We start from the raw sequence: 24,697 nt of genomic DNA, 5'->3' as shown, positions 1-24,697 counted from the left end.
TTCCAGCGCGACCCGGCGCGACTTATTTCTCGATGAAAACGTATTCAACCTGGGCCGGTGCCACCGCGGCTTCAACCCGCGGGTTGTCCACGGCGTCGCCGATGAACAGCACGCGCACGCCTTCCATGGTGCCTTCGGGCACGTTTTCGAACGCGCGCACCGCCAGGTCCGCAACGCGGTTGGAATTGTGGCCGGCGTAGGCCAGCAGGTTGCCGCGCACGATGCCGCGGGCCAGATCGTTCTCGGCGCGCTCGGCCAGGCGCTCGTACTCGTCGTCGAAATTCTCACCGCCTTCCTCGGGCACCAGGTACACGAAGGGCTGGCTGTAGATCCCGTCCATGTTCCGGCCCACAACGTCGTTGAGATACGCGCGCCACCCTTCGCGATCACCGCTCTGCGGCGCAGCCATCGGGGCGGTTACCACCTGCTCCACGGCCTCTTCTTTCTGACAGGCTGCCAGCGGCAGGGCAAGGCTGGCGCACAGCAGCAGTCGGGTCATGATCTTCATTTCAGCGTTCCCTTCAGGATTTACAAGGTCAGGTTGATGCTTTACGCCGCCACTCGGTCTGCAGCGCTTCGGCCACCGCCGCCGGCACGAACGCGGAGACGTCGCCGCCAAGGCGGGATATCTCGCGGACCAGCGACGAGGATATGAAACCGTATTTTTCGGCAGGGGTCAGGAACAGGGTTTCCACTTCTGGAATCAGATGCCTGTTCATGCTTGCCATCTGGAATTCGTACTCGAAATCCGACACCGCCCGCAGGCCACGCAGCAGCACGCCACCGCTCACTTCACGCACGAAGTCCGCCAGCAGGCAGTTGAAGCTGCACACTTCGACGTTGTCGTGTCCGCGCAGCGCGAGCCGCGCCAGTTCCAGGCGCAGATCCAGCTCCAGGGTAGGCCCCTTGCCCGGACTCTCGGCAATGCCCACGATGATCTTCGCGAACAACGGCGAGGCACGGTGGATCAGATCGATGTGCCCGTTGGTGATCGGATCGAAGGTTCCGGGATAGACCGCGATGCGGTTGCGCGCCACGCTCATGTCAGCAAATCGCCTGTCGGAAACGGCCGGGTCGGTGGGCGGCCAGTGTAACAGCGTCGCATCATGCGGAACCCGTATCCGCCACGCGCCGGTACAGCGCGTGCCGTGCATCGCGGGTCCGTGATTCGCGATGCGGAAGCCAGCCTGCTCCAGGTTCCACCCGTCCATCCACCGGTGACTCAAGGTAAAGCCACGCCTGATCGGCAAGCCACGGATCCAGCTGGGCCAGAACTGGCTGCCAGAGGTCGGCATCAAAAGGGGGATCAACGAATACCAGGTTGAAGCGGCCGTGCAGCGGTGCAGCCAGAAACTGAAGCGCGTCGGCACGCACAACACGCGCGACAGCGCCGGCATCCAGCCGCTGCACGGTCTCTTCCAGCCCCTGTGCCAGACGGGCATCGCGCTCCACCAGCAGGGCTTCGGCAGCGCCGCGGGAGAGCGCTTCAAGCCCAAGCGCTCCGCTGCCGGCAAACAGGTCCAGTACCCGCGCTCCCGGCAATACCGGCTGCAGCCAGTTGAACAGGGTCTCGCGGGCACGGTCGGAAGTGGGCCGCAGGCCGGGCGCATCGACCACCGGCAGGCGGGTGCCGCGCCAGCGCCCGCCAATGATCCGCACCCTGCCCGGAACCGGCTTCATAGGGCGCTTTCCACGGCTGGAGGCTGGGGGCCGAGTGATACCATTCGGCCATTCTCCCCCATCAAGGACTTGATCGCGGCATGTCCAGCTGGTTCCGACGCAAAAAATCCGATGCAGACCAGGCTGACGGCCGCCGCCGGCTGAGCATCGAGGAGCTGGCCGCTGCATTCCCGGAGAGTCACCAGACCGCACCTCCGGCCGCAGAGACTGTGGCGCCCGAGCCGCCTGAAGCCGACGTGCCCGCGGCCGATGAGCCGGCAGCGACCCCAGCGCCGGTTCCGGCCAGGGAAACAACCCCGGCGGCGGAAGAGCCTGTCGCAAGAGCTGCTGTTGAAACCGCCCCCGCACCGGCGGCTCCTGTCAGCACTCCGGTCGCCCGGGAGCCCGTGCCGGCACCTGCCGCGCCTGTTCCCGTCGTTGCACCAGCTGTACCGGCCGCCGTCCCGCCGGCACCCGCTGCCGAGCCGGAATCCGCTCCTGCCGCCGCTCCCGGGAAAACCGGCTGGCGACAGCGCCTGGGCGGGAGCGGCTTTGCCGTCAGCCTGGGCGGCCTGTTCTCGCGCAATCCGCGCCTGGATGACGATCTACTGGACGAGATCGAGACCGCGCTGCTGATGGCAGACGTCGGCGTGGCTGCGACTACCGGACTGGTGGAGGCCATGCGCAAGCGCATGAAGGCGCGCGAGTTCGCCGACTCCGCTGCATTGCTGGCCAGCCTGCGCGCCGAGATGATCGCCTTGTTGCAACCGGTTGCCAGGCCGCTGCAGATCAACGCTTCCGCCAAGCCTTTCGTGATCCTCACCGTGGGCGTGAACGGCGTGGGCAAGACCACCACCATCGGCAAGCTGGCCCGGCGCTACAAGGAAGAAGGCCACGGCCTCATGCTGGCCGCAGGCGATACCTTCCGCGCCGCCGCCGTGGCCCAGCTGCAGGCCTGGGGCGAGCGCAATGGCGTGCCGGTCGTGGCCCAGGGCCAGAACGCGGATGCCGCGTCAGTGGCTTTTGACGCGCTACAGTCGGCCCGTTCGCGCGGTACCGATATCCTCATTGCCGATACCGCCGGCCGCCTGCACACACAGCAAGGCCTGATGGCCGAACTGGGCAAGATCGGGCGGGTGCTGGGCAAGATCGATCCCACCGCCCCGCACGAAGTGCTGATGGTGGTGGATGGAACCACCGGCCAGAACGCCGTCTCCCAGGTGCGCCAGTTCAACGCCGCGGTCAAGGTGACCGGACTGGTGGTGACCAAGCTGGACGGCACCGCCAAGGGCGGCGTGGTGTTCGCCCTGGCCCGCGAATTCGGCATTCCGATCCGTTATGCCGGCATCGGCGAAAGGTCTGAAGACCTGCGCGTGTTCGACGCCGAAGCATTCGTTGACGCCCTGCTGCCGGAGGCGCTGGGCGGGTGAAACGCCGTTCCGCGATCGCGCTGGTCGTGGTCGTTGCCCTCCTGCTGTTGGTCGCGGTCGCGCTGCGCTGGGCGATGCGGCCGCAGGTGCTGGGCCCGCGGGTGATGGCGCTGGCCGGACAGGCCACGGGACTGGACATCAGTGCCAACGAATTCGATTACCGCCTGCGCGGCAGTCCGCAGCTGGTGGCCCGTGGCGTCAGCGCGCGCATCCCGGGCGCGCCGGACACGGTCCTGGAAGCAGAGCGGGTCCTGGTGTCGGTGCCCTGGTCCACGCTGCGCTCGCGAGGCGCTGATCCGGTGATCACCCGCATTGAGGTCGACGCGCCGCGGATACAGCTGCAACCCGCGCTGGAGTGGTGGGCAAGTCGCCCCCGCGGCGATGGCCCGCTGCCGGTACTGGCGGAGGGCCTGCATGTGCAGCGTGGCATCCTCCAGGCGGACACCTGGTCGGTTGGCGACCTCTCGATCCGCCTGCCCCGATTCGCCCAGCAGGCCCGGCTCGGCGCCGACATCAGTGGCCGCTACCAGGCAGGCACCCTGTTGGCGCCTTTCCACCTGCATCTGGCCATGACCCGTCCCGGGATGGGTGCCGGCATCGGCGTCGCCGGCACCCTGGCTCCCCAGGACAGCAGCTGGCGACTGCCCACCCATGCCGTGCTTTCCACCCACCTGAAGGACTCACCTGCCGCCGCCGGCGTACAGCTGTCCGCACTTCGACTCTCGGCAAGCTCGCGTCTCGTTTCGACAGGCAAGGAACAGCCGTTCGCGCTCGGGCTTGCCGGCGAAGGCGCATTTGCCGAAGGCGCCTTCACCCTGCAGCCCGCGGCGCTGGTGCTTCGCGGCCAGGCGATGATCCCCCGCCTGCAGGGTCGCGGCCACGTCGCTGTTGGCCATCAGCTTGAGCTGGCGCTCACCGGGCAGCTCGAGCGCTGGCCCGCTGCATGGCCCGAACTGCCATCGCCGATCGGCGACTCCGATGCCGCGCTGCCGTTTGAACTTGTCTATCAGGGTGCTTCCAACCTGTCCGATCCGCTGCTGCTGCGCCTCGCCCGTGACCAGGCCCGCTTTGAAGGGCAGCTGCGCGTGGCCGAGGTGGGGGCATGGCTGGGCGACATGGACTCCGGCTCCCCTCTGCCACCGCTTGATGGTCATCTCACCGCACCCCGCGTGGATATCGCAGGCGCCGTGCTGCACGGCGTGGAGATCACGACCGGGGACACACCTGCCGAGAGCGCGCCCGCGGAGCGCGCGCCGGCACCGGCAGATGCGGAGCCATGACGGACAGCTTCGCCTCGCGCCTGCTGGCCTGGTTCGACATCAACGGCCGCCACGACCTGCCCTGGCAACATCCGCGCACGCCTTACCGGGTATGGCTGTCGGAGATCATGCTGCAGCAGACCCAGGTGCGGGTGGTGGTGCCCTACTTCGAGCGCTTTGTCGCTGCCCTGCCCGATCTTCCCACGCTTGCCGCAGCGCCGCTGGACGATGTGCTCGCGCTCTGGTCCGGACTCGGCTATTACGCCCGCGCCCGCAACCTGCACGCGACCGCCCGGGCGTGCGTGGAACGGCACGATGGCGAACTACCCCGCGACCACACCGCCCTGATGGCCCTGCCCGGCATTGGCCGCAGCACAGCCGCGGCCATCCTGGCCCAGGCCTGGGGAGACCGGCACCCGATCCTGGACGGCAACGTCAAGCGCGTGCTGTGCCGCTGGCACGCGGTGGAAGGTTGGCCCGGGACATCGCCCGTCGAGCGGCAGCTGTGGACGCTGGCCGAATCGCACCTGCCGGACGATCGTCTGGCCGACTACACCCAGGCGCAGATGGATTTCGGCGCCACCCTCTGCACCCGTCACGAGCCCGCCTGCATGCTTTGCCCGATCAGCGAAGGCTGTGCCGCCCTCGCCCAGGGACGTGTGGCTGACCTGCCGACACCCAAGCCGGGCAAGCCTCTCCCCGAACGGGAAGCGATCGTGCTGCTGCTCTACGACGGTGCCGGCCGCATCCTGCTCCAGCGCCGCCCGCCGACCGGCATCTGGGGCTCGCTGTGGTCACTGCCGGAAGCCACCGGTGACGAGGACGCACGCAGCTGGTTCAACGCCAATGTGGACGGCGACTACGCAGCCGCCCACGTGCTGGACCCGGTTGCACACGCCTTCACCCATTACCGGCTGACGCTGCACCCATTGCGCTGGCAGGGCATCGCTCCGCGACCAGCTGTACGCGATGGGGACGACCACCGCTGGGTGGCGGTGACCGCTCTGGAGGGCCTGGGCATCCCGGCCCCTATCCGCAGGCTCTTGTCAGGCCACTCCTGAGCGCCGTCATCGTGGGCCATCCGGGCCGGGCCGGTGCCGGCACCCTACAATAGGATGTCCCCCACTTTGAGAGCTGACCATCATGCGCACCGTCTTCTGCCAGAGAGAACAGGTCGAAACCGAGGGTCTGGATTTCGCCCCCTGGCCGGGCGAGCTGGGCAAGCGGATCTACGGCAACATCGGCAAGAGCGCATGGTCGGCATGGCTGGCCCACCAGACCATGCTGATCAACGAAAACCGCCTCTCGCCGCTGGACCCCAAACATCGCGCCTTCCTGGAAGCGGAGATGCGCAAGTTCCTGTTCGAAGGCGGCGCTGAAAAACCTGCCGGCTACGTGCCAACACCCGACGACTGATCCGCGTCTTCCGGCGGCTGGTCGATCACCTCGCCGCCCTCACGCCAGTCACGCTCCGCATCGCGCAGCGCACTGACATCCAGCGGCCTGATCTCACCGATCTGGCAGGCAATCGCCATCGGCCCAGCACCCATCGGCCGCACCCGATCAAAACGGGCGTGCACAGTGTTGAGGCTGCTGGTGATCGATACGGAGTGAGCGAAGGCCAGGTCCGGGCAGCTGCCCGTCAGCTCCAGCAGCCACGCTTCGCGCGGCTTGGTCCACACCGCCAGCGCACGATCGCCAAGCGGCGTCCAGCTGTGCAGCCGCCCGAAGAAGTGGAAGCTGCGCACGGGCTCACCCGCGCTGGTCCGGTACATGGCCAGCTTCTCGCCGCTGTCCATTCGCGTGCTGGCGCAGCCGGCCAGCAACAGCGCCGACAGCAGCCCCGCCGATACCGCCCTGATGGATCTGTTCATGGTCATCTCCTGCAGATGCAAGGAACCCATTGGATGATGACCCATCCGGCGTGAATCCGGAGCCAGTCCGATGCGTGCCCACCGCAAGCCGAGCCCCGTCGTGGCCGGGAGGCCCTTCAGGTCACAACGAGGCGGATCGAAGAAGCGTTGCTTCTCTTCCGCACACACTCGAGAACTGAGTAAGAACCAAAAAAAACCCCGCGCTGGTAACCCAGTGCGGGGCTTGAAATTCCATGGTGGCCAGGGAGGGAATCGAACCCCCGACACGGGGATTTTCAATCCCCTGCTCTACCAACTGAGCTACCTGGCCGGAATACATTGCACGGCCAAACCGTGAAAGCGGAAATGATACGTAGCGAACCGCGTTTGGGCAAGCGTTTGTGCATTACGTTCACACAGCAAGGGTCAGTACTTGTCCCCGGAGCACGGGCACCGTAAACTAGTCGGCCCGCCGAGGCCCAACAGCCCCGGAACGCAACATCAGGGCGGTTAGCTCAGCGGTAGAGCATTGCCTTCACACGGCAAGGGTCAGTGGTTCGATCCCACTACCGCCCACCAGATCCATCAGCTACGGAGATCTCCATCCCCGTGCTGCAAAAAGCCCCCAGGCCCAGGCCCGGGGGCTTTTCGTTTGTGACGTCAAACTGGTTTCAGTCTACCGGGCAGTCGCCGGTGCGCACGAAAGCCAGGTCCTGGAAGTTGTAGCTGGAGCCGACGCGCGGATTGATGCGGGTCACCGCCAGGGTGGGTTTGTCGCCGGCCCCCGTCTGGCTGAAATCCAGCCACGGCTCGGCGCTCACGGTCACTTCGCTCCAGTCCACCAGCAGCCGCCCACCGCTCTCCATGACGGTACCGGTGAGCATGGGCGAGCGTTCGGAGGCGAACTGCACCTGGCCCCCTTCAACAGCGCATACCGATGCGCGGCCGAACCAGGGGTCTTCATAGAGACCCAGCCAGCGCGTCATGGATGCAGGCTCGGCTGGCACTCGATCGCTGGTGTCGGGCAGCGGCTCACCATCGGATGCCAGGCCGGCCGTTGCCGCGCGGTCCTGCTCGATCAGGTTGGCGTAGTGGTTCACGTCCAGGCCGCTATCCGGACTGGTGAAATACATGCTCAGCGCCTGCCCCAGCGCGCTCCGGGCGTCACCGCCCGGGCCGTTGATCATCAACACGAAGCCCGCGCCTTTCTGTGGCAGCAGGGTCAGGGCCGAGAACATGCCCGAAAGGGTTCCAGTGTGGCCGACCTTGAACATGCCGTCGCTGTCGCTGATCCGCCAGCCCAGGCCATAGGCGTAGAAATTGGCACCTTCCCAGTCACGCATGCGCTGGCCCAGCGGCATCGGCATGTGCACGCTCCACAGATTGCGACGCTGCTCTTCCGACAGCCACGGCTGACCGTCCGTCAGGCCATGCGCGTCCGGCGCCAGCCACATCTGCATCCACGACACCATGTCGTGCAGGCTGCAGCGGATGCCGCCGGCGGCCGCCATCGGCACCCCGGGCACTACTTCGCCGTCCTCGCGGATGACCACGTTGCGGCCGTCCAGCTGCATGTGCGGCTGGGCCACGTTGCCCACTTCGTCGCGCTGCCACTCACCCACCTGGCAGCGCTCCAGACCCAGTGGCTCGAACAGCTCCTGCCGCAGTGCCTGCTCGTAGGAGCCGGCGCCCGAAGCCGCCGCAGCCACCTCGCCGGCCACGATGTACATCACGTTGCTGTAGTTGTAGCGCGTGCGGAAGCTGGATGCCGGCGGCAAGTGGGCAATCCCGGCCACGACCTGCTCACGGGTAAACAGGTTGGGCTCCGGCCACAGCATCAGGTCGCCAGCTGCAGGTCCAAGCCCGCTGTTGTGGATCACCAGATCGCGGACCTGGATCTGTTCGCTTACCCACGGATCGGCCATGCGGAAATCAGGAAGGTGCCAGGTGACCGGGTCGTCCCAGGCCAGCTTGCCCTGGTCCGCCAGACGCGCCAGCAGCGCGGTGGTCATGGCCTTGCCGTTGGAAGCGATCTTGAACAGCGTGTCCTCGTTGATCCGGTCGCCCTCGCCTGCTCGCCGCTCACCATCGGCGCGCATGTAGATGACCTCGCCATCCTGCACCACGCCCACGGCCATGCCGGGCAGGTTCCAGCGCTCCATGGCCTGGTCGAACAGCTCATCCAGCCGGGGATTGGCCCAGGCCGGCGCCAGGACCAGGGTGGAAAGGACGGCAAGTGCGCAGGTGCGCTTCAGCAGAGGGGTCATGCGCAGTGGGGCCATGCTTTCATCCAAATAAAAAGCCGGCTGCACACCATGAGGTGCGCAGCCGGCGAAGTGGAGCCTGTTTTAGAAGCGGTATTCGGCAAGCAGCGAATAAGCCCGACCACGCGGATCGGCTACCCGGGGCTCCCAGCCCGCACCGCTGGCCCAGTCATTCTTGTGGGCAGTGAACGGCGGATCGCGATCGGTCAGGTTCTTCACCCCGAACACCAGCCTCAGGCCTTCAAAGCCGGTGTAGCTCAGGCTGTAATTGTAGGTGACATAGCGGCCCACATCCGGATCCCAGTCGCTTGGAATGTAATGGCCGCTGGAGACGCTCGTGGGCTCTTCATCCTTGTAACCATGACGGTAGATCTGGGTCAGGCTGTGCGCCCAGTCGCCTTTGGCCCAAGAGAAGCCGAGGGTGTGCTTCCACTTCAGGGGCAGGCTCCAGTAACGGATGTAGTTGCCTACCAGGTTGTCCGAATACGGCTGGGACTCCAGCAGCTTTTCCTGGTAGTTGTCCAGGTAGCTGCCGTTGAAGTTGACCCGATAGCTGCCGCCCGCCAGCTCGCCCATGATGTTGGCGTCCAGCTCAAGGCCACTCATCAAGGAACCACCGGAGTTGATGAAGCGGCGGTCGATCAGCTCCACATCACCATTGGCATCGCGGACCCAGTTGTTACGGAACAGCTCGTAGTTGTCACGCAGCACGTCCAGATCCGGGCCCGTGCGGATGGTGTTGGTGCGCTCGATCTCCCACCAGTCGAGGCTGGCGTTGAACCAATCGACCGGCGCAACCACCACGCCCAAGCTCTTCTGGCGCGCCTCCTCCGGCTCCAGATCCGCCTTGCCGCCGACAAGGATGTCGGGACGGATGGATTCGCACCCCGGCCTGGAGTCATCCACCACTCCGCCCGGGCACTTCTCCGGGTCGGCCACGTCCAGGGCGGTGTTCTGGGTTGCAGTGGCGCCACTGAACAGCTTGCTGAACTCCGGCGCCTTGAAGCCGGTGCTGTACGCGCCGCGGAAGGCCACCGCGCCGATCGGCTTCCACATGAAGGAAACCTTCGGGTTAGTGGTACCGCCGAAGCCATCGTAGTGATCGTAGCGGCCGGCCACTGTGACTTCCAGCGTGTCGTGCAGGGGCAGGTAGATCTCGGTGAACACCGCCTTCACGTCGCGGCTGACGGATGGCAGGGTATTGGCCGCGTCGAACGGCGCGTTGAAGATCGCGGGGCGCGCTTCCACTTCGTGGTGGTCGCCGTTGAACTCGAACTGCTCACGCCGCAGGTCCGTGCCGAAGGCCACCTGGAGCGGACCGCCGGCGAGGTTCCAGAAGCTGGTGGAGACCACCGCGTCCAGGTTGGTCACGGTAGATCGGCCGCCATAGAGCACCACACCCGCGGCTGAAGCCGCTTCCAGCGCAGCCAGCCCTTGCGGATTCTGCTGCTGTCCCGGCATCAGGAAGGGATTGAGCAAGCCGCTGCCGAGCACCTGCTGCAGCCCTTCCACGTAGTGATAGCCGCTGCCAAGGCGTGATTCGGACTCGCTGGACGCCCGCGACAGGCCCGCGCTGTACTCCCAGCGCCCCGCCTCGCCTTCAAAACCCGCCATCACCCGGTAGGCCTTGGTATTGGTCAGCACCTCACGCGGTCCGCAGGCATAGCAGCGCCAGCGGTACGCGATCGGCGCGCCGTACTCGAGCTGGTCAGGGCCGAAGAAGTCTTCCAGCGATCCGTACACCATGTCGTAGGTGTCCCGGGTCAGGTCATTGAGCGGGAACCAGGTGCCCGGATTGAACGTGGCAGTGGCGGTGGCGCTGGAGGAGATCTGGTTGGCTTCGAACTGTCGGTTTACGTCAACGTCCGAGCCCATGAACTCAACGAACGCCTGGCTGGCCTCGCCAACCTTGAAGGTGGCGCGCCCGATGAACTGCACGCTCTCCTGCGGCTGCTGCATCACCGCTGCCGCGGGGTAATCCCAGGAGCATCCGTATTTGGAGGCCACGTTGGTGGCCGTGGTGGCCCAGAGGCGGTAGTCATACGGCCCCATCATGGGGTCGCCAGCTTCGCAGCCCGGGCCGCCAGGCAGGTTCAGGGTATTGACCCCGTTCACCACCTGCCCGGTGTCCGGATCGATCAGGCCGGCCCCGGTCAGCGAGTCGGCCAGGTTGAAGATGGTGGCGAACGGCGTGCCGCGCGTATCCGGCGAGAGGCCGCGGCTGGGCTGGAAGCTGTTGGAGAAGTGGCGGGCGTTGCCCCGCAGGATGTCGTTTTTCTTCACCGAGATGGTGGCGAATGCATTCCAGCCCCGGGTGTCCAGGTCGCCGCCGCCAACCAGCAGGTTGGAGCTGTAGATATTGCCGCCGCCCTCCTCGGGCAGGTCGACGAAGCCGCTGATCTGCGCGCCGGTGAAATCGTTGCGGGTAATGAAGTTGATCACGCCGCCGATCGCGTCGGTGCCGTACACCGCCGAGGCGCCGTCGCGCAGCACCTCGACGCGATCGATCGCTGCGAACGGAATGGAGTTCAGGTCCACCGTGGTGCCGCGCAGTCCATGGGCGGCGACACGGCGACCGTTGAGCAGCACCAGCGTGGCGTCCGCGCCCTGCCCGCGCAGGTTGGCACCCGACACCCCGTTGTTGCCACGCAGGTCCGCCGGCGCGATACCGGCGTTGGCCGACAGGTTGTCCGATCCGTTACCGCCGATGTTGAGATAGCTCAGCAGTTGCTCGGCCGAGGAGATCCCCTGTGCCTCGATCCGTTCCCGCTGGATCACCGTCACCGGAAGCGCGGCTTCCACATCGGTGCGCTTGATCCGGGATCCGGTCACCCTGACCGTATCGAGAGTCTGGGCCGAGGCCTGCGGAGACTGTTCGGCCTCGGAGTCCTGGGCCGCCGCAAGTCCCGGCAGCGCAAGGCCCAGCAATACCGCAATGGCAAGGTGACTGTGCTTCAGGAACGGCTGACTTGCTTGCATTCGTGTTCTCCGATGAAGGTGATGCCGCTGATCACGAGACACGGGCAGTTGGACAATCGCGGTCGGCGAAACGTGCTTCGCACACGCACCCCTCTCGGGCGCGCCGACAGCGCCATGTCCGATTCAAACCACTCCTGCGGTAAAGCCTGCTCCCCTTGCCCCTGGACGGAAGCATGCGATCCCCTACCGCATGCCCACCCATTCACAACTTATGTAGCACGGCCCCTGTAAAGGGTCAAAGCTCACGGATCAGCCGTGCCTGCTGCCAATGCGCACTCCCCCTCGCGAACAAAGCCGAGGTCCTCGTAGTCGTAACTGAAGTCCGCTTCCGGATCGACCTTGGCAATCGTCAGGCGGGCCACTCCATCGTCGCCGCGACTGAACTCCAGCCACGCATCGGCATCAGCGCCGAGCGTGTCGAAATCAACCAGCAGGCGGCCGGCCGCGGTATGCACCGGACCTGCAAGGCGCGGAGACTTGGCCGACTCGAAGCGCACGCCGTCAGCGGCAGCGCAGATGCTGACCTCGCCGAACCAGGGGTCGCGATAGTGGCCAAGCCATTGCGCCATGCCTTCGACCGCCGCCGCGGTGCGTGGCGCCCTGGCGTCCGCCGGCAGCCCGGCGGTGCCCGCAGCCAGCGCTACCTCCCGCTCGCGCGCCATGGCTTCGGCGTAATGCGTCACCGTCCTGCCGGCGTCCGGATCGGTGAAGTGCTTGGCCAGGGTCTGCTCCAGCACGGTCCGCGCCTGGCCCGCATTGGAATGGATCAGGATCACGAAGCCCACATCCAGCTCCGGCAGCAGGGTGACCGCCGAGTACATCCCCGACAGCGTGCCGGTATGCGAGACCTTGGCGGTGCCATCGACATCGGTCAGCCGCCAGCCGTAGCCATAGGCGGAGAAGTGGCTGCTGTTCCAGTCGCGCATGCGCTGGCTCATGGGCATCGGCATATGCGCCGCCCAGACCGCCTCGCGCTGCTCTGTGGACAGCCACTGGCTGCCATCCGTCTCGCTGGCGGTATCCGGATCCAGCCAGACCTGCACCCAGCGCAGCATGTCATTCAGTCCGCAGCGCACGCCACCCGCTGCAGCCATGGGCATGTCGGCCACCACCTCACCATCCGGACGCGCCACCCAGGCGCCATCGCGACGGGCGTGGGGAGCCGCCACGCTGCCTGCCTCGTCCACCCGCCACTCACCGATGCGGCAACCCTGCATTGCCAGCGGAGAGAACACTTCGCGTCGTAACAGCTCGTCGAACGGCGCACCACCAGCAGCGGCTGCTACCTCCCCGGCCACGATGTACAGCGTGTTGTCATAGGCATAGCGCGAACGGAAGCTCCACAGCGGTTTGAGATGCGCCAGCCCGGCAATCACATCCTCGCGGGTGAAGTGGTTGGGCTCCGGCCACAGCATCAGGTCGCCGGCCCCCGGCCCCATGCCGCTGTTGTGGATCAGCAGGTCGCGCACCTGGATCTCGCGCGTCACCCAGTCTTCGTACATGCGGAAGTCCGGCAGATGGCTGATGACCGGGTCATCCCAGGCCAACAGGCCTGCGTCCACCTGCCGTGCCAGCAGCGCCGCGGTCATGGCCTTGGTGTTGGAGGCCACCTTGAACAGCGTGTCGTTGCGGATCGGATCGCCGCTGCCGGCAGCGGTTTCACCGCGCACCTCGATCTGTCGCACCTGGCCATCCACGATCACCCCGACGGCGATGCCGGGCAGGTCGTAGCGCTCGATGACATCGTCCACCGCGGCGGTCACTTCAGGGATCGGCCCGCTTGCTGCAGCCGGGGCAAAAAAAATCGCGACCGTGAAAGCGGCCGCGACGAGGGAAAGATGACGGATCACAGCCAGAACTGCTCCTTGATTGAAGGCCTCCCCGCCGGCCGGAGCCGGCGGGGGCCTGTTTACTGCTTTGCCTGGACTCAGAAGTTCCAGGTCACCACCAGCTGCGCGTAGCGCGGCGACTGCCAGCGGGTGCCGGTGCCGTGCAGGCCACGGGTCACGCCCGGGCCCATCTCGTAGCGCTGGCGCACGTTGATCACCTGATCGTTGTCGAGCAGGTTGTACACCGACAGCCTGGCCTTGAGGTCGATGCCGTCGACCGGCAGGGTCCAGGTCACGTTCGCGGCCAGGTTGTAGGTCCACGGCAGGCGCCCACCGGAACCACGCCCGACGTACTCGTACTGGCGCTCCTCCCAGGTGCCCGAGCAGTCCGCCACGCAGTGCCAGAACGTTCCTCCGCCCAGGCCTTCGCTCACGAAGCTGGCTCCTGAGTTCGTGTCGCCCGGCCAGGTCACGCCCAGCTCGTTGATTGGGCCACCCGACATGGCGGTCAGCATGCCGCCGAACGACCACTGCTCGTTGGGTGCATAGCTGCCGCGCAGCTTGATCTGGTGGCGGCGATCATTGAACAGCGCTCCATAGGCCTCGTTGTTGGCCGGGTGGTCCCAGTGCTGGACCATGCCGGTGTCACCGTAGTTGGTGTCGGAGTTGACCGGGCCTTCATGGTTGCCATCTGACTTGGACCAGATGTAGGACGCGTTGAGCGCCCACTTGCCGTCCCATGCCCGGTCGAGCTGCAGCTCCACCGACTTGTAGGTGCGCTTGGGCTCGAAGTAGCCGATCACGTTGCCGCTGCCACCCATGATGTAGCCGTCCTGCGAGGTGTCGATGGTGATCCAGCCCTCGGTATCACAACCGATGCTGGAATCACCCCAGATCGTCAGGTCCTTGCCCGGGTTGGCAATCGGCCACAGGTTGTAGCCCACCGGCCCGCACGGCGTATGGTTGATGCGCACGTCGTCCAGCGCGTTCTTCATCCGCCGGTAGGTCGCGTTGACGCCCCACGACCAGGCCTGGCTGAGCATGGTGTGGAACCCAAGGATGGCCTCGTCCTGGTACACCGCATCCAGGTCGTTGTCGACCTGCTGCCGCAGATCGTTGACCACCACGTTGCCACTGGTATCAATCGGCCCGAGCTGCTGGCCGATGATCGGCTGCATGTAGGAGCCACCGGTCACCGGATTGGCCTGCTCGCGCCAGCCATCGAGCTGGTAGTACGAGCGTTCGTCGGTGAGTCCGCCGGCAAACGTGTAGGCGATGTTGTTGGTGACCGGCAGGTAGTAGCGGCCCAGGTTGCCGAACAGCTTGGTGCTGCCGTCGCCCTTCATGTCCCAGGAAAAGCCCAGGCGCGGCGAAAACAGGTCATCCATCTTGATGAAGGCGTCACCGGCAGCGGTCTTGTTCTCGAAGGTGTCCAGGCGCACGCCGAGGTTGAGCAGCAGGTTCGGGGTGACGCTCCAGATGTCCTCGATGTAGTACGCACTGGCGGTGGTTTCAAATACGCCACCGTCCAGGCGGCGACGCGCGAACATGACCTCGTTCATGCCCGGGGGGACCACCGTACCGTTGCCCAGGTCCGAGCCCGGCGCCAGGTCATATGCGGTGTACTGCATTCCCGTGGGGCCGGGGTAGTAGGTGATGCGGTCCGTGGTCATGATCTCGTGGTCAAGCCCGAACCGGAGCTGGTGGTTGCCCAGCGTCCATTCGAAGTCCAGCCGCCCCACTTCACGCTCGTCTTCGTGGGACACAATCGTGCCGCCGGTGGGGTGGCAGCCCAGCGGCGGGTTACCCATCGCGTCGTAGATGTCGCTGTAGCTGGAATTGAAGAACACGCCTTCGCAGGGGATGTCCGCCGGGGACGAAGTGAATTGCCGGCTCTCGTTGATGCCATACATCGCCTTGGCAACGAAGCTCTCGCCGAAATAGCCCGTGTAGGCGATCGACCCGCTCTTGCCGCCGGTGTCGGTGATGCTGGTACCGGTGGCATCAGTGCGCTCGCCGGTGTCCCAGTTGTAGCCGTAGGTCGTCAGCTCGCTGTCGCCCTCGTCGGAAAACGCCAGCAGTTCCAGCAGGTGGTTGTCGCTGATGCGCCAGTCCATCTTGGCGCCCCAGAAGCCGTTGTCGGAACCGCTGTTGTACCAGGTGGAGCCGGTGCTGCTGGTGTACTTGGAGTCGTTGTCGCGCTGCTCGTACATGGCGAACAGGAACAGCCGGTCGCGGACAATCGGTCCGGAAGCCCACACATTCGCCTTGGTGAAGCTGGCGCGGTCGCGGCTGCCGCGGTAGGTCGCGGTGGACGTGGTGCCGTCGGAGTTCTCGCCGGTGATGATGCGGTCCTGGCCTGAGGTCTTCCACGCATTCGGCTCGAATGTCACCTCCACGCCGCCTTCGAACTCGTTGCTGCCCGAGCGCGACACCGCGTTGATCACGCCGCCGGTGGCACGGCCGAACTCGACCGAATAACCGCCGGTCTTGACCTGGTATTCCTGGAAGAACCCGAACGGCGCGGTCGAAAAGCTGCGCCGCGTGTAGAAGTCAGTGACGTTCAGTCCGTTGATGAAGACCGAGTTTTCAGCCACCGACGCGCCGCCGAACGAGATCCCGCCGAAGCTCGAGTTGCCTCCGACCACGCCCGGCGCCAGCATCGCCACCGAGCTCAGGCTCTGCTCCACGGGCAGGCGCGCCCACTCCTCGCGGGTGATGTTGGTGGCCGATTCCGTGGAGTGCACGTCGACCCGGTTCACCACGCGGTTGCCGACCACCTGCACCGCGGAGAGGTCGGCGATGCCGCCCTGCGACCCGAGGTTGACGGTGGTGGTGCCGCCCAGCGATACGTTGACCTGCACCGGCTCACCCAGCGGCTGGCCATCGCGGCGAACGCTCAATGTGTAATCACCGACCGGCAGCTGGCCAAGGCGATAGTTGCCATCGGCGCCGACGGTTGACGTGCGTGTCAGCCCGGTAGCCGGGTTGTTGACCACGATCTGGTCGCCGGTGGTGGCACGGCCGGCCACGGCGCCGGTGACCTGCTGCGCCACAACCACGGGTACCACGGCGGTCAGGCACGCGCCCAGGGCGAGGCTCAAGGCAGCTCGGCGGAGGTTGATACGACTGGCCTTCATTTGGATGCTCTCCGGTACAGATATTCGGGGTAGTTGGTCGATCGGGCGAATCCATCCGCGCCCTGTGGCAGCGGGAGCCACCTGGATCGGTCGTTGTATTGATCGGGGGATCGGCCGGGCTGTTGGCCCGGATCCGTTGACATGCTGATGGCTGTGACACTCGCCCTGCTCACTGCAGTTCTCTCCTCCCCAGGGAAACTGTCAGAGCTGTGTAACATGGCCGTCAGAGTCTCGTCAATAATTTATTCTCGATTGTTGCTTTTGATGAATGATGTATTCCATGATGGGGCAACATCCCACTATTGGAAGGAACCCATGCGCCTTGCGGTTTTGCTCCTGGGCCTGGTGCTCACGTTGCCCGGAACGCTGTCAGCGCGCGGGCCAACGGCCTCCACGCCGCCCTTCGCCGTCCCGGGTCTGACCGAAGCCCAGCTGTCACCGGATTACTGGATCAACGCGCTGCCCGATGCAGAGCGGGTGATCCTGACCCCTGCACAAATCATCGAGCAGAACGCTCGGATGGTGGCCGAAGAGCCTTCCATCTTTGATCTGGAAGCTCTGCCGGCGCGACTGTCGCGCGAGCAGGTCAGCGCCTGGATCGAAGACCTTTCCTCGATGCCCAGCCGCGACCTGTTTGATGAGCAGGGGCAGCAGGTGGGCGCGGATATGCTGGCCCGGATCGAAGCCAACCTCGCCCTGGATGCCATTCCCGCCGACCAGGCGATCCGCTACGGCATGGCCGTGCAGCGTGCAGACCTGCGCGCCTTCCCCACCCCGCTCCGGGTGTTCCATTCGCCTGGTGACAGCGATATCGACCGCTTCCAGGAAAGCGCCCTGTTCCCCGGTGACCCGCTGGTGATCACCCACCAGAGCGCCGACGGCGAATGGCTGTTCGTGGTCAGCCAGCGCTATGCCGCCTGGATCGAGCGCCAGCATGTGGCCGAAGGCGACCGCGAGGAGATCTTCGCCTGGGGCCGTGCCGAGCCGTTCCTCGTCGTGACCGGCGCCACGGCGCACACCGTGTACACCCCGGAAAACCCGCGCGTCTCGCAGGTGCAGCTGGAAATGGGTCTGCGCGTACCGGTGCTGCAGGACCGGTCGCCACTGGAAGTCATCAACGGCCAGCTGGCCTCGGCCCACCACGTGATCCAGCTGCCGGTGCGCGGCGATGACGGCACGCTGTCATTCGAGCCGGCGCTGCTGCCGCGCTCGGCCGATGTGGCCGATGATTACCTGCCGCTGACCGAAGCCAACCTGATCCGCCAGTCGTTCAAGTTCCTGGGCGAGCGCTATGGCTGGGGCCATTCCTACAACACCCGCGACTGCAGCGGTTTCGTCTCCGAAATCTATCGCAGCTTCGGCGTGCTGCTGCCGCGCAACACCAGCCGGCAGTCGATCACCCCCGCGCTCAACCGCCTCGCCTTCTCGGCAGAAGACGGTCACCAGGCACGGATGGACGCGCTGGCCGAAGCACGCCCGGGCGATCTGGTCTTCATCCCGGGTCACGTGATGATGATCATCGGTCACGTGGACGGCGAGCCCGTGGCCATCCACGACACCGCCGGCATGAGCTGGCTGCCCGATGCGGACGGCGAGCTGGTCCGGCTGCGGCTCAATGGCGTGGTGGTGACACCGGTACTGCCAATGATGTCCAACGCCAGCACCCGCACCACCGATCGCATCACCAATATCCAGCGTATCCGGCCCTGAGCCGCGGAAGCCGCCACACCCATGAAAATCACTGAAGTACGGCTCGGCATGCTCCGGGTCCCGCTCAAGACCCCGTTCAAGACCGCCCTGCGCACCGTCGATATGGTGGAAGACATCATCGTCAGCATCCACACCGACACCGGCAACGTCGGCTACGGCGAGGCACCCGCCACGGCGGTGATCACCGGCGATACCCACGGGTCGATCATCGAGGTGATCCGAAAGATCATCGGCCCGCGCCTGATCGGCATGGACGTGGCCGAGCTCAACGCGATCCTGCAGCTGATCCACACCTCTGCCGAGCGCAACACCAGCGCCAAGGCCGCGGTGGAGATCGCCGTCTACGACCTGTGGGCGCAGCTGTACGGTGCTCCGCTCTACCGCATGCTTGGCGGCGGCGACCCTGCCATCACCACCGACCTGACCATCAGCGTGGACTACATCGACAAGATGGTGGCCGACTCGCTGTCAGCGGTGGACCGCGGCTTCGAATCGCTGAAGATCAAGGTGGGCAAGGAGATCAACGTTGACCTGGAGCGGGTCAAGGCGATCTACGCCGCAGTCGAGGGCCGTGCGCTGCTGCGCCTGGACGCGAACCAGGGCTGGACCGCAAAACAGGCGGTGTACGCCATCCGCACGCTGGAGGACGCGGGCGTGGAGCTGGAACTGGTGGAGCAACCGGTGAAGGCGCGCGACGTTGCCGGGCTGAAGTTCGTCACCGAGCGGGTGCACACACCGATCATGGCCGACGAGAGCGTGTTCGGCCCGTCCGAGGTGATCGAGCTGCTGCGCCAGCAGGCCGCCGACATCATCAATATCAAGCTGATGAAGACCGGCGGTATTTCCAATGCCATCCGGGTTGCCGATATCGCCGCCCTGTATGACGTGGAGTGCATGATCGGCTGCATGATTGAGACCAGCATCAGCGTGGCCGCGGCGGTTCACCTGGCGGTGGCCAAGTCGGACATCATCCGCAAGGTGGACCTGGACGGACCTTCGCTGTGCGCGTTCGACCCGGTCGACGGCGGCGTGGTTTTCAACGAGTCGGAGATCTCCATCAGCGATGCGCCGGGACTGGGCATCCGCGAGATCCGCGGGCTTGAACCGTTGGCCCCCTGAGCGGAGTACTGTCATGCCGTCGCTGCTGAAGATCCGCGCCCAGCGGGACCAGATGTCGGCAATCGAACGGCGCATCGCGGATTTCATCCTCGAAAACGCCCACCTGCTGCGCGACTACTCCTCGCAGCAGCTCGCAAACGCCCTGGAAATCAGCCAGTCGAGCGTGGTGAAGTTCAGCCAGAAGCTCGGCTTCAAGGGCTATCCGGACCTGAAGTACGCCATCGGCCAGGACCTTGTGCGCAACAACGGCGACAACGGCACGCCGATCCCCGCGGCTCTGGATGACGGAGCCGCCATGGATGAGCTGCTGTGGCAGGCCAAGACCGACGCGGTGCGCGAGACCAGGCTGCTGAATCCCAGGGCGCGGCTCGAGGCCGTGGTCGATGCGATCCGCGGAGCGCGCACGGTGTTCGTGATCGGCCTGGGCCAGGACGGCATCGTGGCCCGCGCCTTCACCCTGCGCCTGGCCCAGCTGGGAATTCTCGCGGTCTACCACTTCGATCCGGTGCTGATGCCCACCAGCCTGGCCAATGCCAGCCGGGAAGACGTGATGATGGTCTTTTCCGAACACGGCCGACGCACGGTTCTGACCGAGCTCAGCCGCCTGTTCCGAACCCGCGTGGGCAAGGTGGTCAGCGTTACCCGCAACACGCCCAATCCCCTGCGCGCGCACGCCGATCTGAATCTGGTGGTCTCGGGCCACGACGAACGCAGGCACGTGGAGCCGCTGCTCTACCAGGCCGCACTGCAGCAGCTTCTGGACGTGGTGTTCATGCTGCTGTGTGAACACGGCCAGGAACGTCTGCAGCTGCTTGACCACGACGCCAGCAGGATCCGCCAGCTGCTCGAGTCCTGAACGGCATTGCCGCGGCTTGCATGCCGCGGCACGATGGGGAACCCCCCTTTGCCGGAGTCGGCATGACCGGATACGTGCTGTACCACAACCCGCGCTGCTCGAAGTCCCGTAGCGCGCTTGAACTTCTCAACAGGCGTGGCATCGAGCCGGTGATCGTCCGCTACCTCGACACCCCGCCGGATGCCGACGCACTTGGCGAACTGCTGCGCAAGCTGGGCATCGGCCCGCGTGAACTGCTGCGTCGGGGCGAAGAGGAGTATGCCAGCCTCGGCCTGGCCGATCCCGCGCTGGATGACACGGCAATCATCCAGGCCATGGCCGCGCATCCGCGGCTGATCGAGCGTCCGATCCTGGTCCGCGGCGATCGCGCCGTGATCGGCCGTCCTCCCGAGCGCGTGCTTGAACTGATCGACTGAGCCCGCTCAGCGGCTCTTGGTCTCGCGCATCCGCCGCATGCGCTCGGGCGGCTCGAAGGAGTCGCTGCGCGCATCCGCCCAAAAGGCCTTGAACACGGTGTGCTCCGGCGCACCGTGGATCAGCTCGCCCGGCTCGAGGAAGCGATACATCGCGCCCAGCGAACGGATCCTGGTCGGGGACTCGCGCCGCAGGATGTGCTCGGGACCCAGCTGCTGCGGATGCACCAGCCCTGCTGCCCCGATCAGATCACGCAGCGCGATCAGGGTGTTGTCGTGGAACCGCTGCACCCGCAGCGCCTTGTCCGCCACGTCCAGATGCTTCCAGCGCGACGGATCCTGGGTGGCCACGCCGGTGGGACACAGATCGTTGTGACAGCTCTGGGCCTGGATGCAGCCCAGGGCAAACATGAAGCCGCGCCCGGAATTGCACCAGTCCGCGCCCAGGGCGATGGTGCGCGCCAGGTCGAACGCGCTGGTGATGCGTCCAGCCGCGCCGATACGAATCCGTTCGCGCAGGTCCAGTCCCACCAGGGTGTTGTGCACCAGCATCAGCGCTTCCTGCAGCGGCACCCCCACATGATCGATGAACTCCGCCGGCGCGGCACCCGTGCCGCCTTCCGATCCGTCCACCACGATGAAATCCGGCAGCAGGCCGGTCTCGAGCATGGCCTTGGCGATGCCGAACCACTCCCACGGGTGACCGATCGCCAATTTGAAGCCCACCGGCTTGCCGCCTGACAGCGCGCGCAGCCGGGCGAGGAACTGCAGCAGCTCCACCGGCGTCGAGAACGCCGAATGGCGCGAAGGCGACTCGCAGTCAACGCCCACCGGAATACCCCGCGCGGCGGCGATCTCCAGCGTGACCTTTGCCGCCGGAAGCAGTCCGCCCTTGCCCGGCTTGGCCCCCTGCGAGAGCTTGAGTTCGATCATCTTCACCTGCGGGTCGCAGGCATTGGCGATGAAGCGCTCCTCGTTGAAGCTGCCGAACTCGTCGCGGCAGCCGAAGTAACCCGAACCGATCTCCCACACCAGGTCGCCGCCGTGCTCGCGGTGATAGCGCGAGATCGATCCCTCGCCGGTGTCGTGATAGAAGCCCCCCGCGCGTGCCCCGGCATTGAGGGCCAGGATGGCATTGGCCGACAGCGCGCCGAAACTCATCGCCGAAATATTGAACACGCTGGCCGAGTACGGCTGTTCGCAGTCCGGACCGATCACGATGCGGAAATCATGCGATTCGATGTCCACCGAAGCCAGCGAATGGTTGATCCACTCGAAGTCCGACGCATACACATCGTGCTGGGTCCCGAACGGACGCACATCGCTCACCGACTTCGACCGCTGGTACACCAGCGCCCGCTGCTGGCGCGAGAACGGCACCTCGGCGGTGTCGTCCTCGATCAGGTACTGGCGCATCTCCGGGCCGATGGATTCCAGTCCGTAGCGGAAATGGGCCAGCAGCGGGTAATTGCGCCTCAGGGTGCTGCGCCGCTGGGTCAGGTCCACCACCCCGACCACAGCCAGCGCGCCAAACACGGCCACGCCCCACCACCACTGCTGCTGCCAGGTCAGCGCCAGTACCGCCGACAGCAGCGCCAGCGCAATGCTTGCCCACCACGCGAAATAGCGGCTCATCAATGTCCCACACAGCGGATTCGAGCCAAGTCTAACGCGGTACCCGTGGCCGGGGTTTGCCGTCGCCAGCTGCGATAATCGGGAGTGATGGGTAATGGACTGTTCAACCTGATCGGCGGCATCGGCCTGTTCCTGCTGGGCATGCGCCTGATGACCGACGGTCTCACCGCTTCGGCGGGTGGCGGGCTGCGCACCATCCTGGCCGGCGCTACCCGCAGCCGCCTGCGTGCGCTGGGCTCGGGCCTGCTGATCACTACCGGAGTGCAATCCTCCAGCGCGGTGATCTTCGCCACCATCGGCTTCGTCAACGCCGGGCTGCTCAGCCTCGGCCAGGCGATCGGCCTCGTGTATGGAGCCAACCTCGGCACCACCCTGACGTCATGGCTGGTGGCCCTGGCCGGCTTCAACCTCAACCTGCGGGTTATCGCCCTGCCGGCCATCGGCGTGGGCGCGGTCGCATGGGCGCTCTCGCGCAATTCGCGCTGGGGCGCACTGGGCCAGGCCGCGGCCGGGTTCGGGCTGTTCTTCCTGGGCATCGATGTGCTGCGCGAAGCCTTCGCCGGGCTCGGCCCGGGGTTCGCCCTGCACGAGCAGGTGCAGGGCGGGCTCCTGGGCATGGCTGCGTTCGTGCTGTCGGGGATGGTGGTGACCCTGCTGACCCAGTCCTCCAGCGCCACGCTGGCGATCACCCTCACCGCGGCAGCGGGCGGGATGATGCCAATCGAAGCCGCCGCCGCCATGATCGTCGGCGCCAACGTAGGCACCACCTCCACCGCAGTGCTGGCCGCCATTGGCGCCACCTCGCCGGCCAAGCGCGTGGCGGCCGCACACGTGACCTTCAACGTCGTTACCGCCACCGTGGCCCTGGCCCTGCTGCCGGCCCTGCTGTGGCTGGCCCAGGCGATGGTCGGGCTGCTGGTGAACGAGCCACATATCGCACTGGCCCTGGCCCTGTTCCACACCCTGACCAAACTGCTCGGCGTGGGCGTGATGTGGCCACTCACCCCGCGTTTCGTCACCTTCCTCGAACGCCGTTTCCGCAGCGCCGAGGAAGACCAGGCGCGGACCCGTCATCTGGATACCAACCTGCTGGTGACCCCCGCGCTGGCCATGGACGCACTGGGCATGGAGCTGCGGCGCATGGAGGCATTGGCGCTCGGATATTGCCGCTCGGCGCTGGAGGCACCCCGCGGGCGTGGATCACAGCTGGAAGCCGGGAGGCGGGTGATCGAATCTCTGCAGGCCGAAGTGGGGGAATATGCCGCCCGCATCCACGGCCAGATCCGCGATCCGGCGCTTGAAGCCCGCCTCCCGAACGCCTTGCGGGTGTCCCAGTACCACATGAACCTCGCCGAGCTTGCGCCGGAGCTGGCCCGGCTGCGTCCGCACGCCCACCTGGAGGTGGATGAGGCGGCGGCCAGCCTGGACCGGCTGCGCGAGACCGCCGCGCGCTTGCTGCAGGAGATCGAGGCGCCTTCACCAGATCAGTCGCAGCGACCGTCCGCCGCCCTGGCAGCGGTGCTCGAGGAGGTCTACCAGAGCTTCAAGGCCGCGGTACTGCGGGCCGGCTCCAGCGGCGATATCGTGCCCCGGCGCATGGTGGTGGTACTGGAGTACGGCAGCGTGCTGCACCGCATCTGCGAACAGAGCGCGAAAGCGGCGCACTACCTGGACCGCTTCCTGGCAGAGCAGGACAGCGGCGAAGTGGCGAACTGATCCCCAGCTGTGTTCGGCAATCCGGAAAGATGCTGGGGTCAGACTTTTCCTACCCGGTGTCGGGAACCTAGCCGACTGCCTTTGGTCCGCAGAAAAGCCATTCTGGCCGTGCCCCGGCAGCACGGTCATGCACAAGGCAACGGATGCCGCTCTGCAAAGGATTTGGCCGCGACCATGAGCAAGTCGTCAGCTGGGCCGGGGCGCCCTCCTCACCGCATGGAGCGCGCCCATGAATACGGCCACCCTGCAACTGGTCAAGTCATATGGCGGCTGGCAACTTCTGGACGCCGGCAATCCTGTTTTCTGGTTCCCCGAACGGGCCAAGGGCCTGGAGATCGCCACGATCATGGCCGATGCCAGAAGCCTGTACCACGGCCTGCCCGCCAGCGTTGAAGCGGAGAATGACGACGGCAAGTTCGAAATCGTCGCCACTTTCGGCTGATCCGCCCACGCCACTCGGCCTCCCGGGCTTTCCACACAGGCCACTCTCAGGCACGCTACTGCGTTGCCGGCCCGGGTGGCGAAACTGGTATACGCAAGGGACTTAAAATCCCTCGGTGGCAACACCATGCGGGTTCGACCCCCGCCCCGGGCACCAGTGGTTCCGCCTAGCCACGTTTTTTTGGCGCACGGCTTGTCAGCTCTACGCAAAGCAACACACAAAAAGGCCCGCCAAAGCGGGCCTTTTGCTTGCTCAATATGGAGGCCTGGGTCGGAATCGAACCGGCGTACGCGGATTTGCAGTCCGCTGCATGACCACTCTGCCACCAGGCCGGTGACTCTGCGCCATGAGGCTGGCGCAGCTTGGCGCGGATTTCAAGCGCCTGACGCGACG

At 65.9% G+C, this 24,697-nt stretch carries 19 protein-coding genes and 4 tRNA genes; 12 read left to right on the top strand and 11 right to left on the bottom strand.

Going from position 1 to position 24,697, the window contains the following annotated elements; all coding sequences use genetic code 11:
- Positions 1-22: 22 nt before the first annotated feature.
- The 3 genes from ACW7G2_RS08195 to rsmD all read right to left on the bottom strand — a co-directional run bounded on the left by ACW7G2_RS08195 (position 23) and on the right by rsmD (position 1,680).
- Positions 23-499, bottom strand: coding sequence for a hypothetical protein (locus tag ACW7G2_RS08195; RefSeq protein WP_456974592.1), 477 nt, complete (start codon positions 497-499; stop codon positions 23-25).
- 37 nt (positions 500-536) lie between these two features.
- Positions 537-1,043: a pantetheine-phosphate adenylyltransferase gene (gene coaD / locus ACW7G2_RS08190; protein WP_456974889.1), complete on the bottom strand. Its 507-nt coding sequence runs from the start codon at positions 1,041-1,043 to the stop codon at positions 537-539.
- A 61-nt stretch (positions 1,044-1,104) separates the two neighbouring features.
- Complete coding sequence (rsmD, locus tag ACW7G2_RS08185; RefSeq protein WP_456974590.1) at positions 1,105-1,680, bottom strand: 16S rRNA (guanine(966)-N(2))-methyltransferase RsmD; 576 nt, start codon at positions 1,678-1,680, stop codon at positions 1,105-1,107.
- Between the two features lie 80 nt (positions 1,681-1,760).
- On the opposite strand from rsmD, the gene ftsY reads away from it, so the two are divergent.
- From ftsY to ACW7G2_RS08165, 4 genes are all read left to right on the top strand, one after another.
- Positions 1,761-3,089: a signal recognition particle-docking protein FtsY gene (gene ftsY / locus ACW7G2_RS08180; RefSeq protein WP_456974588.1), complete on the top strand. Its 1,329-nt coding sequence runs from the start codon at positions 1,761-1,763 to the stop codon at positions 3,087-3,089.
- Positions 3,086-4,369 (top strand): hypothetical protein, encoded by a 1,284-nt coding sequence (locus ACW7G2_RS08175; RefSeq protein ID WP_456974586.1) that lies wholly within the window; start codon positions 3,086-3,088, stop codon positions 4,367-4,369. Before ftsY ends, ACW7G2_RS08175 begins: the two co-directional genes overlap by 4 nt.
- Positions 4,366-5,409, top strand: coding sequence for an A/G-specific adenine glycosylase (gene mutY, locus ACW7G2_RS08170; protein ID WP_456974584.1), 1,044 nt, complete (start codon positions 4,366-4,368; stop codon positions 5,407-5,409). The genes ACW7G2_RS08175 and mutY overlap by 4 nt, the downstream gene beginning before the upstream one ends.
- A gap of 79 nt (positions 5,410-5,488) precedes the next feature.
- Positions 5,489-5,764 carry an oxidative damage protection protein gene (locus tag ACW7G2_RS08165; RefSeq protein WP_456974887.1) on the top strand — a complete coding sequence of 92 codons (276 nt, stop codon included), beginning with the start codon at positions 5,489-5,491 and terminating at the stop codon, positions 5,762-5,764.
- Here the strand turns inward: ACW7G2_RS08165 and ACW7G2_RS08160 are convergent.
- Positions 5,740-6,222 carry a DUF6491 family protein gene (locus ACW7G2_RS08160; RefSeq protein ID WP_456974582.1) on the bottom strand — a complete coding sequence of 161 codons (483 nt, stop codon included), beginning with the start codon at positions 6,220-6,222 and terminating at the stop codon, positions 5,740-5,742. The two genes, ACW7G2_RS08165 and ACW7G2_RS08160, sit on opposite strands and share 25 nt — an antisense overlap.
- A 234-nt stretch (positions 6,223-6,456) precedes the next feature.
- Positions 6,457-6,532, bottom strand: a tRNA-Phe gene (locus tag ACW7G2_RS08155).
- A gap of 173 nt (positions 6,533-6,705) precedes the next feature.
- On the opposite strand from ACW7G2_RS08155, the gene ACW7G2_RS08150 reads away from it, so the two are divergent.
- Positions 6,706-6,780 (top strand) — tRNA-Val (locus tag ACW7G2_RS08150).
- A 92-nt stretch (positions 6,781-6,872) separates the two neighbouring features.
- Here ACW7G2_RS08150 and ACW7G2_RS08145 read toward each other — a convergent pair.
- From ACW7G2_RS08145 to ACW7G2_RS08130, 4 genes are all read right to left on the bottom strand, one after another.
- Positions 6,873-8,483 carry a serine hydrolase domain-containing protein gene (locus tag ACW7G2_RS08145; protein ID WP_456974580.1) on the bottom strand — a complete coding sequence of 537 codons (1,611 nt, stop codon included), beginning with the start codon at positions 8,481-8,483 and terminating at the stop codon, positions 6,873-6,875.
- Positions 8,484-8,549: 66 nt separating this feature from the next.
- Complete coding sequence (locus tag ACW7G2_RS08140) at positions 8,550-11,444, bottom strand: TonB-dependent receptor domain-containing protein (protein ID WP_456974578.1); 2,895 nt, start codon at positions 11,442-11,444, stop codon at positions 8,550-8,552.
- Positions 11,445-11,686: 242 nt separating this feature from the next.
- Positions 11,687-13,294 carry a serine hydrolase gene (locus ACW7G2_RS08135; protein ID WP_456974576.1) on the bottom strand — a complete coding sequence of 536 codons (1,608 nt, stop codon included), beginning with the start codon at positions 13,292-13,294 and terminating at the stop codon, positions 11,687-11,689.
- 77 nt (positions 13,295-13,371) lie between these two features.
- Positions 13,372-16,413, bottom strand: a complete 3,042-nt coding sequence (locus ACW7G2_RS08130; protein ID WP_456974574.1) for a TonB-dependent receptor — start codon at positions 16,411-16,413, stop codon at positions 13,372-13,374.
- A 315-nt stretch (positions 16,414-16,728) separates the two neighbouring features.
- Between ACW7G2_RS08130 and ACW7G2_RS08125 the strand changes: the two genes are divergently transcribed.
- The 4 genes from ACW7G2_RS08125 to arsC all read left to right on the top strand — a co-directional run bounded on the left by ACW7G2_RS08125 (position 16,729) and on the right by arsC (position 20,514).
- Positions 16,729-18,123 carry a C40 family peptidase gene (locus ACW7G2_RS08125; RefSeq protein ID WP_456974572.1) on the top strand — a complete coding sequence of 465 codons (1,395 nt, stop codon included), beginning with the start codon at positions 16,729-16,731 and terminating at the stop codon, positions 18,121-18,123.
- Between the two features lie 21 nt (positions 18,124-18,144).
- Positions 18,145-19,242, top strand: a complete 1,098-nt coding sequence (locus tag ACW7G2_RS08120) for a dipeptide epimerase (RefSeq protein ID WP_456974570.1) — start codon at positions 18,145-18,147, stop codon at positions 19,240-19,242.
- 13 nt (positions 19,243-19,255) lie between these two features.
- On the top strand, positions 19,256-20,098 hold the full coding sequence (locus tag ACW7G2_RS08115) for a MurR/RpiR family transcriptional regulator (protein ID WP_456974568.1): 843 nt from the start codon (positions 19,256-19,258) through the stop codon (positions 20,096-20,098).
- 62 nt (positions 20,099-20,160) lie between these two features.
- Complete coding sequence (gene arsC / locus ACW7G2_RS08110) at positions 20,161-20,514, top strand: arsenate reductase (glutaredoxin) (protein WP_456974566.1); 354 nt, start codon at positions 20,161-20,163, stop codon at positions 20,512-20,514.
- A gap of 6 nt (positions 20,515-20,520) precedes the next feature.
- Here the strand turns inward: arsC and ACW7G2_RS08105 are convergent, their stop codons facing one another.
- Positions 20,521-22,146, bottom strand: coding sequence for an FMN-binding glutamate synthase family protein (locus tag ACW7G2_RS08105; RefSeq protein ID WP_456974564.1), 1,626 nt, complete (start codon positions 22,144-22,146; stop codon positions 20,521-20,523).
- Positions 22,147-22,233: 87 nt separating this feature from the next.
- Between ACW7G2_RS08105 and ACW7G2_RS08100 the strand changes: the two genes are divergently transcribed.
- The 3 genes from ACW7G2_RS08100 (at position 22,234) to ACW7G2_RS08090 (ending at position 24,460) form a co-directional block, all read left to right on the top strand.
- The gene (locus ACW7G2_RS08100; RefSeq protein WP_456974562.1) at positions 22,234-23,862 is read left to right on the top strand and encodes a Na/Pi cotransporter family protein; all 1,629 of its coding nucleotides are present in this window, start codon (positions 22,234-22,236) and stop codon (positions 23,860-23,862) included.
- Between the two features lie 229 nt (positions 23,863-24,091).
- Complete coding sequence (locus ACW7G2_RS08095; protein ID WP_456974560.1) at positions 24,092-24,304, top strand: hypothetical protein; 213 nt, start codon at positions 24,092-24,094, stop codon at positions 24,302-24,304.
- Positions 24,305-24,373: 69 nt separating this feature from the next.
- A tRNA-Leu gene (locus ACW7G2_RS08090) sits at positions 24,374-24,460 on the top strand.
- Positions 24,461-24,562: 102 nt separating this feature from the next.
- On the opposite strand, the gene ACW7G2_RS08085 is transcribed toward ACW7G2_RS08090, so the two are convergent.
- Positions 24,563-24,636 (bottom strand) — tRNA-Cys (locus ACW7G2_RS08085).
- Positions 24,637-24,697: the final 61 nt, after the last annotated feature.

It is taken from the genome of Luteimonas sp. A277 (assembly GCF_054052045.1).
This window is presented reverse-complemented; position numbering and strand designations above follow the sequence as displayed.

Coding starts and splice junctions, on each gene's coding strand:
- ACW7G2_RS08195 (WP_456974592.1), bottom strand. CDS start 499: ATGACCCGACTGCTGCTGTGCGCCAGCCTTGCCCTGCCGCTGGCAGCC.
- coaD (WP_456974889.1), bottom strand. CDS start 1,043: ATGAGCGTGGCGCGCAACCGCATCGCGGTCTATCCCGGAACCTTCGAT.
- rsmD (WP_456974590.1), bottom strand. CDS start 1,680: ATGAAGCCGGTTCCGGGCAGGGTGCGGATCATTGGCGGGCGCTGGCGC.
- ftsY (WP_456974588.1), top strand. CDS start 1,761: ATGTCCAGCTGGTTCCGACGCAAAAAATCCGATGCAGACCAGGCTGAC.
- mutY (WP_456974584.1), top strand. CDS start 4,366: ATGACGGACAGCTTCGCCTCGCGCCTGCTGGCCTGGTTCGACATCAAC.
- ACW7G2_RS08160 (WP_456974582.1), bottom strand. CDS start 6,222: ATGAACAGATCCATCAGGGCGGTATCGGCGGGGCTGCTGTCGGCGCTG.
- ACW7G2_RS08145 (WP_456974580.1), bottom strand. CDS start 8,483: ATGGCCCCACTGCGCATGACCCCTCTGCTGAAGCGCACCTGCGCACTT.
- ACW7G2_RS08140 (WP_456974578.1), bottom strand. CDS start 11,444: ATGCAAGCAAGTCAGCCGTTCCTGAAGCACAGTCACCTTGCCATTGCG.
- ACW7G2_RS08130 (WP_456974574.1), bottom strand. CDS start 16,413: ATGAAGGCCAGTCGTATCAACCTCCGCCGAGCTGCCTTGAGCCTCGCC.
- ACW7G2_RS08125 (WP_456974572.1), top strand. CDS start 16,729: ATGCGCCTTGCGGTTTTGCTCCTGGGCCTGGTGCTCACGTTGCCCGGA.
- ACW7G2_RS08120 (WP_456974570.1), top strand. CDS start 18,145: ATGAAAATCACTGAAGTACGGCTCGGCATGCTCCGGGTCCCGCTCAAG.
- ACW7G2_RS08115 (WP_456974568.1), top strand. CDS start 19,256: ATGCCGTCGCTGCTGAAGATCCGCGCCCAGCGGGACCAGATGTCGGCA.
- arsC (WP_456974566.1), top strand. CDS start 20,161: ATGACCGGATACGTGCTGTACCACAACCCGCGCTGCTCGAAGTCCCGT.
- ACW7G2_RS08105 (WP_456974564.1), bottom strand. CDS start 22,146: ATGAGCCGCTATTTCGCGTGGTGGGCAAGCATTGCGCTGGCGCTGCTG.
- ACW7G2_RS08100 (WP_456974562.1), top strand. CDS start 22,234: ATGGGTAATGGACTGTTCAACCTGATCGGCGGCATCGGCCTGTTCCTG.
- ACW7G2_RS08095 (WP_456974560.1), top strand. CDS start 24,092: ATGAATACGGCCACCCTGCAACTGGTCAAGTCATATGGCGGCTGGCAA.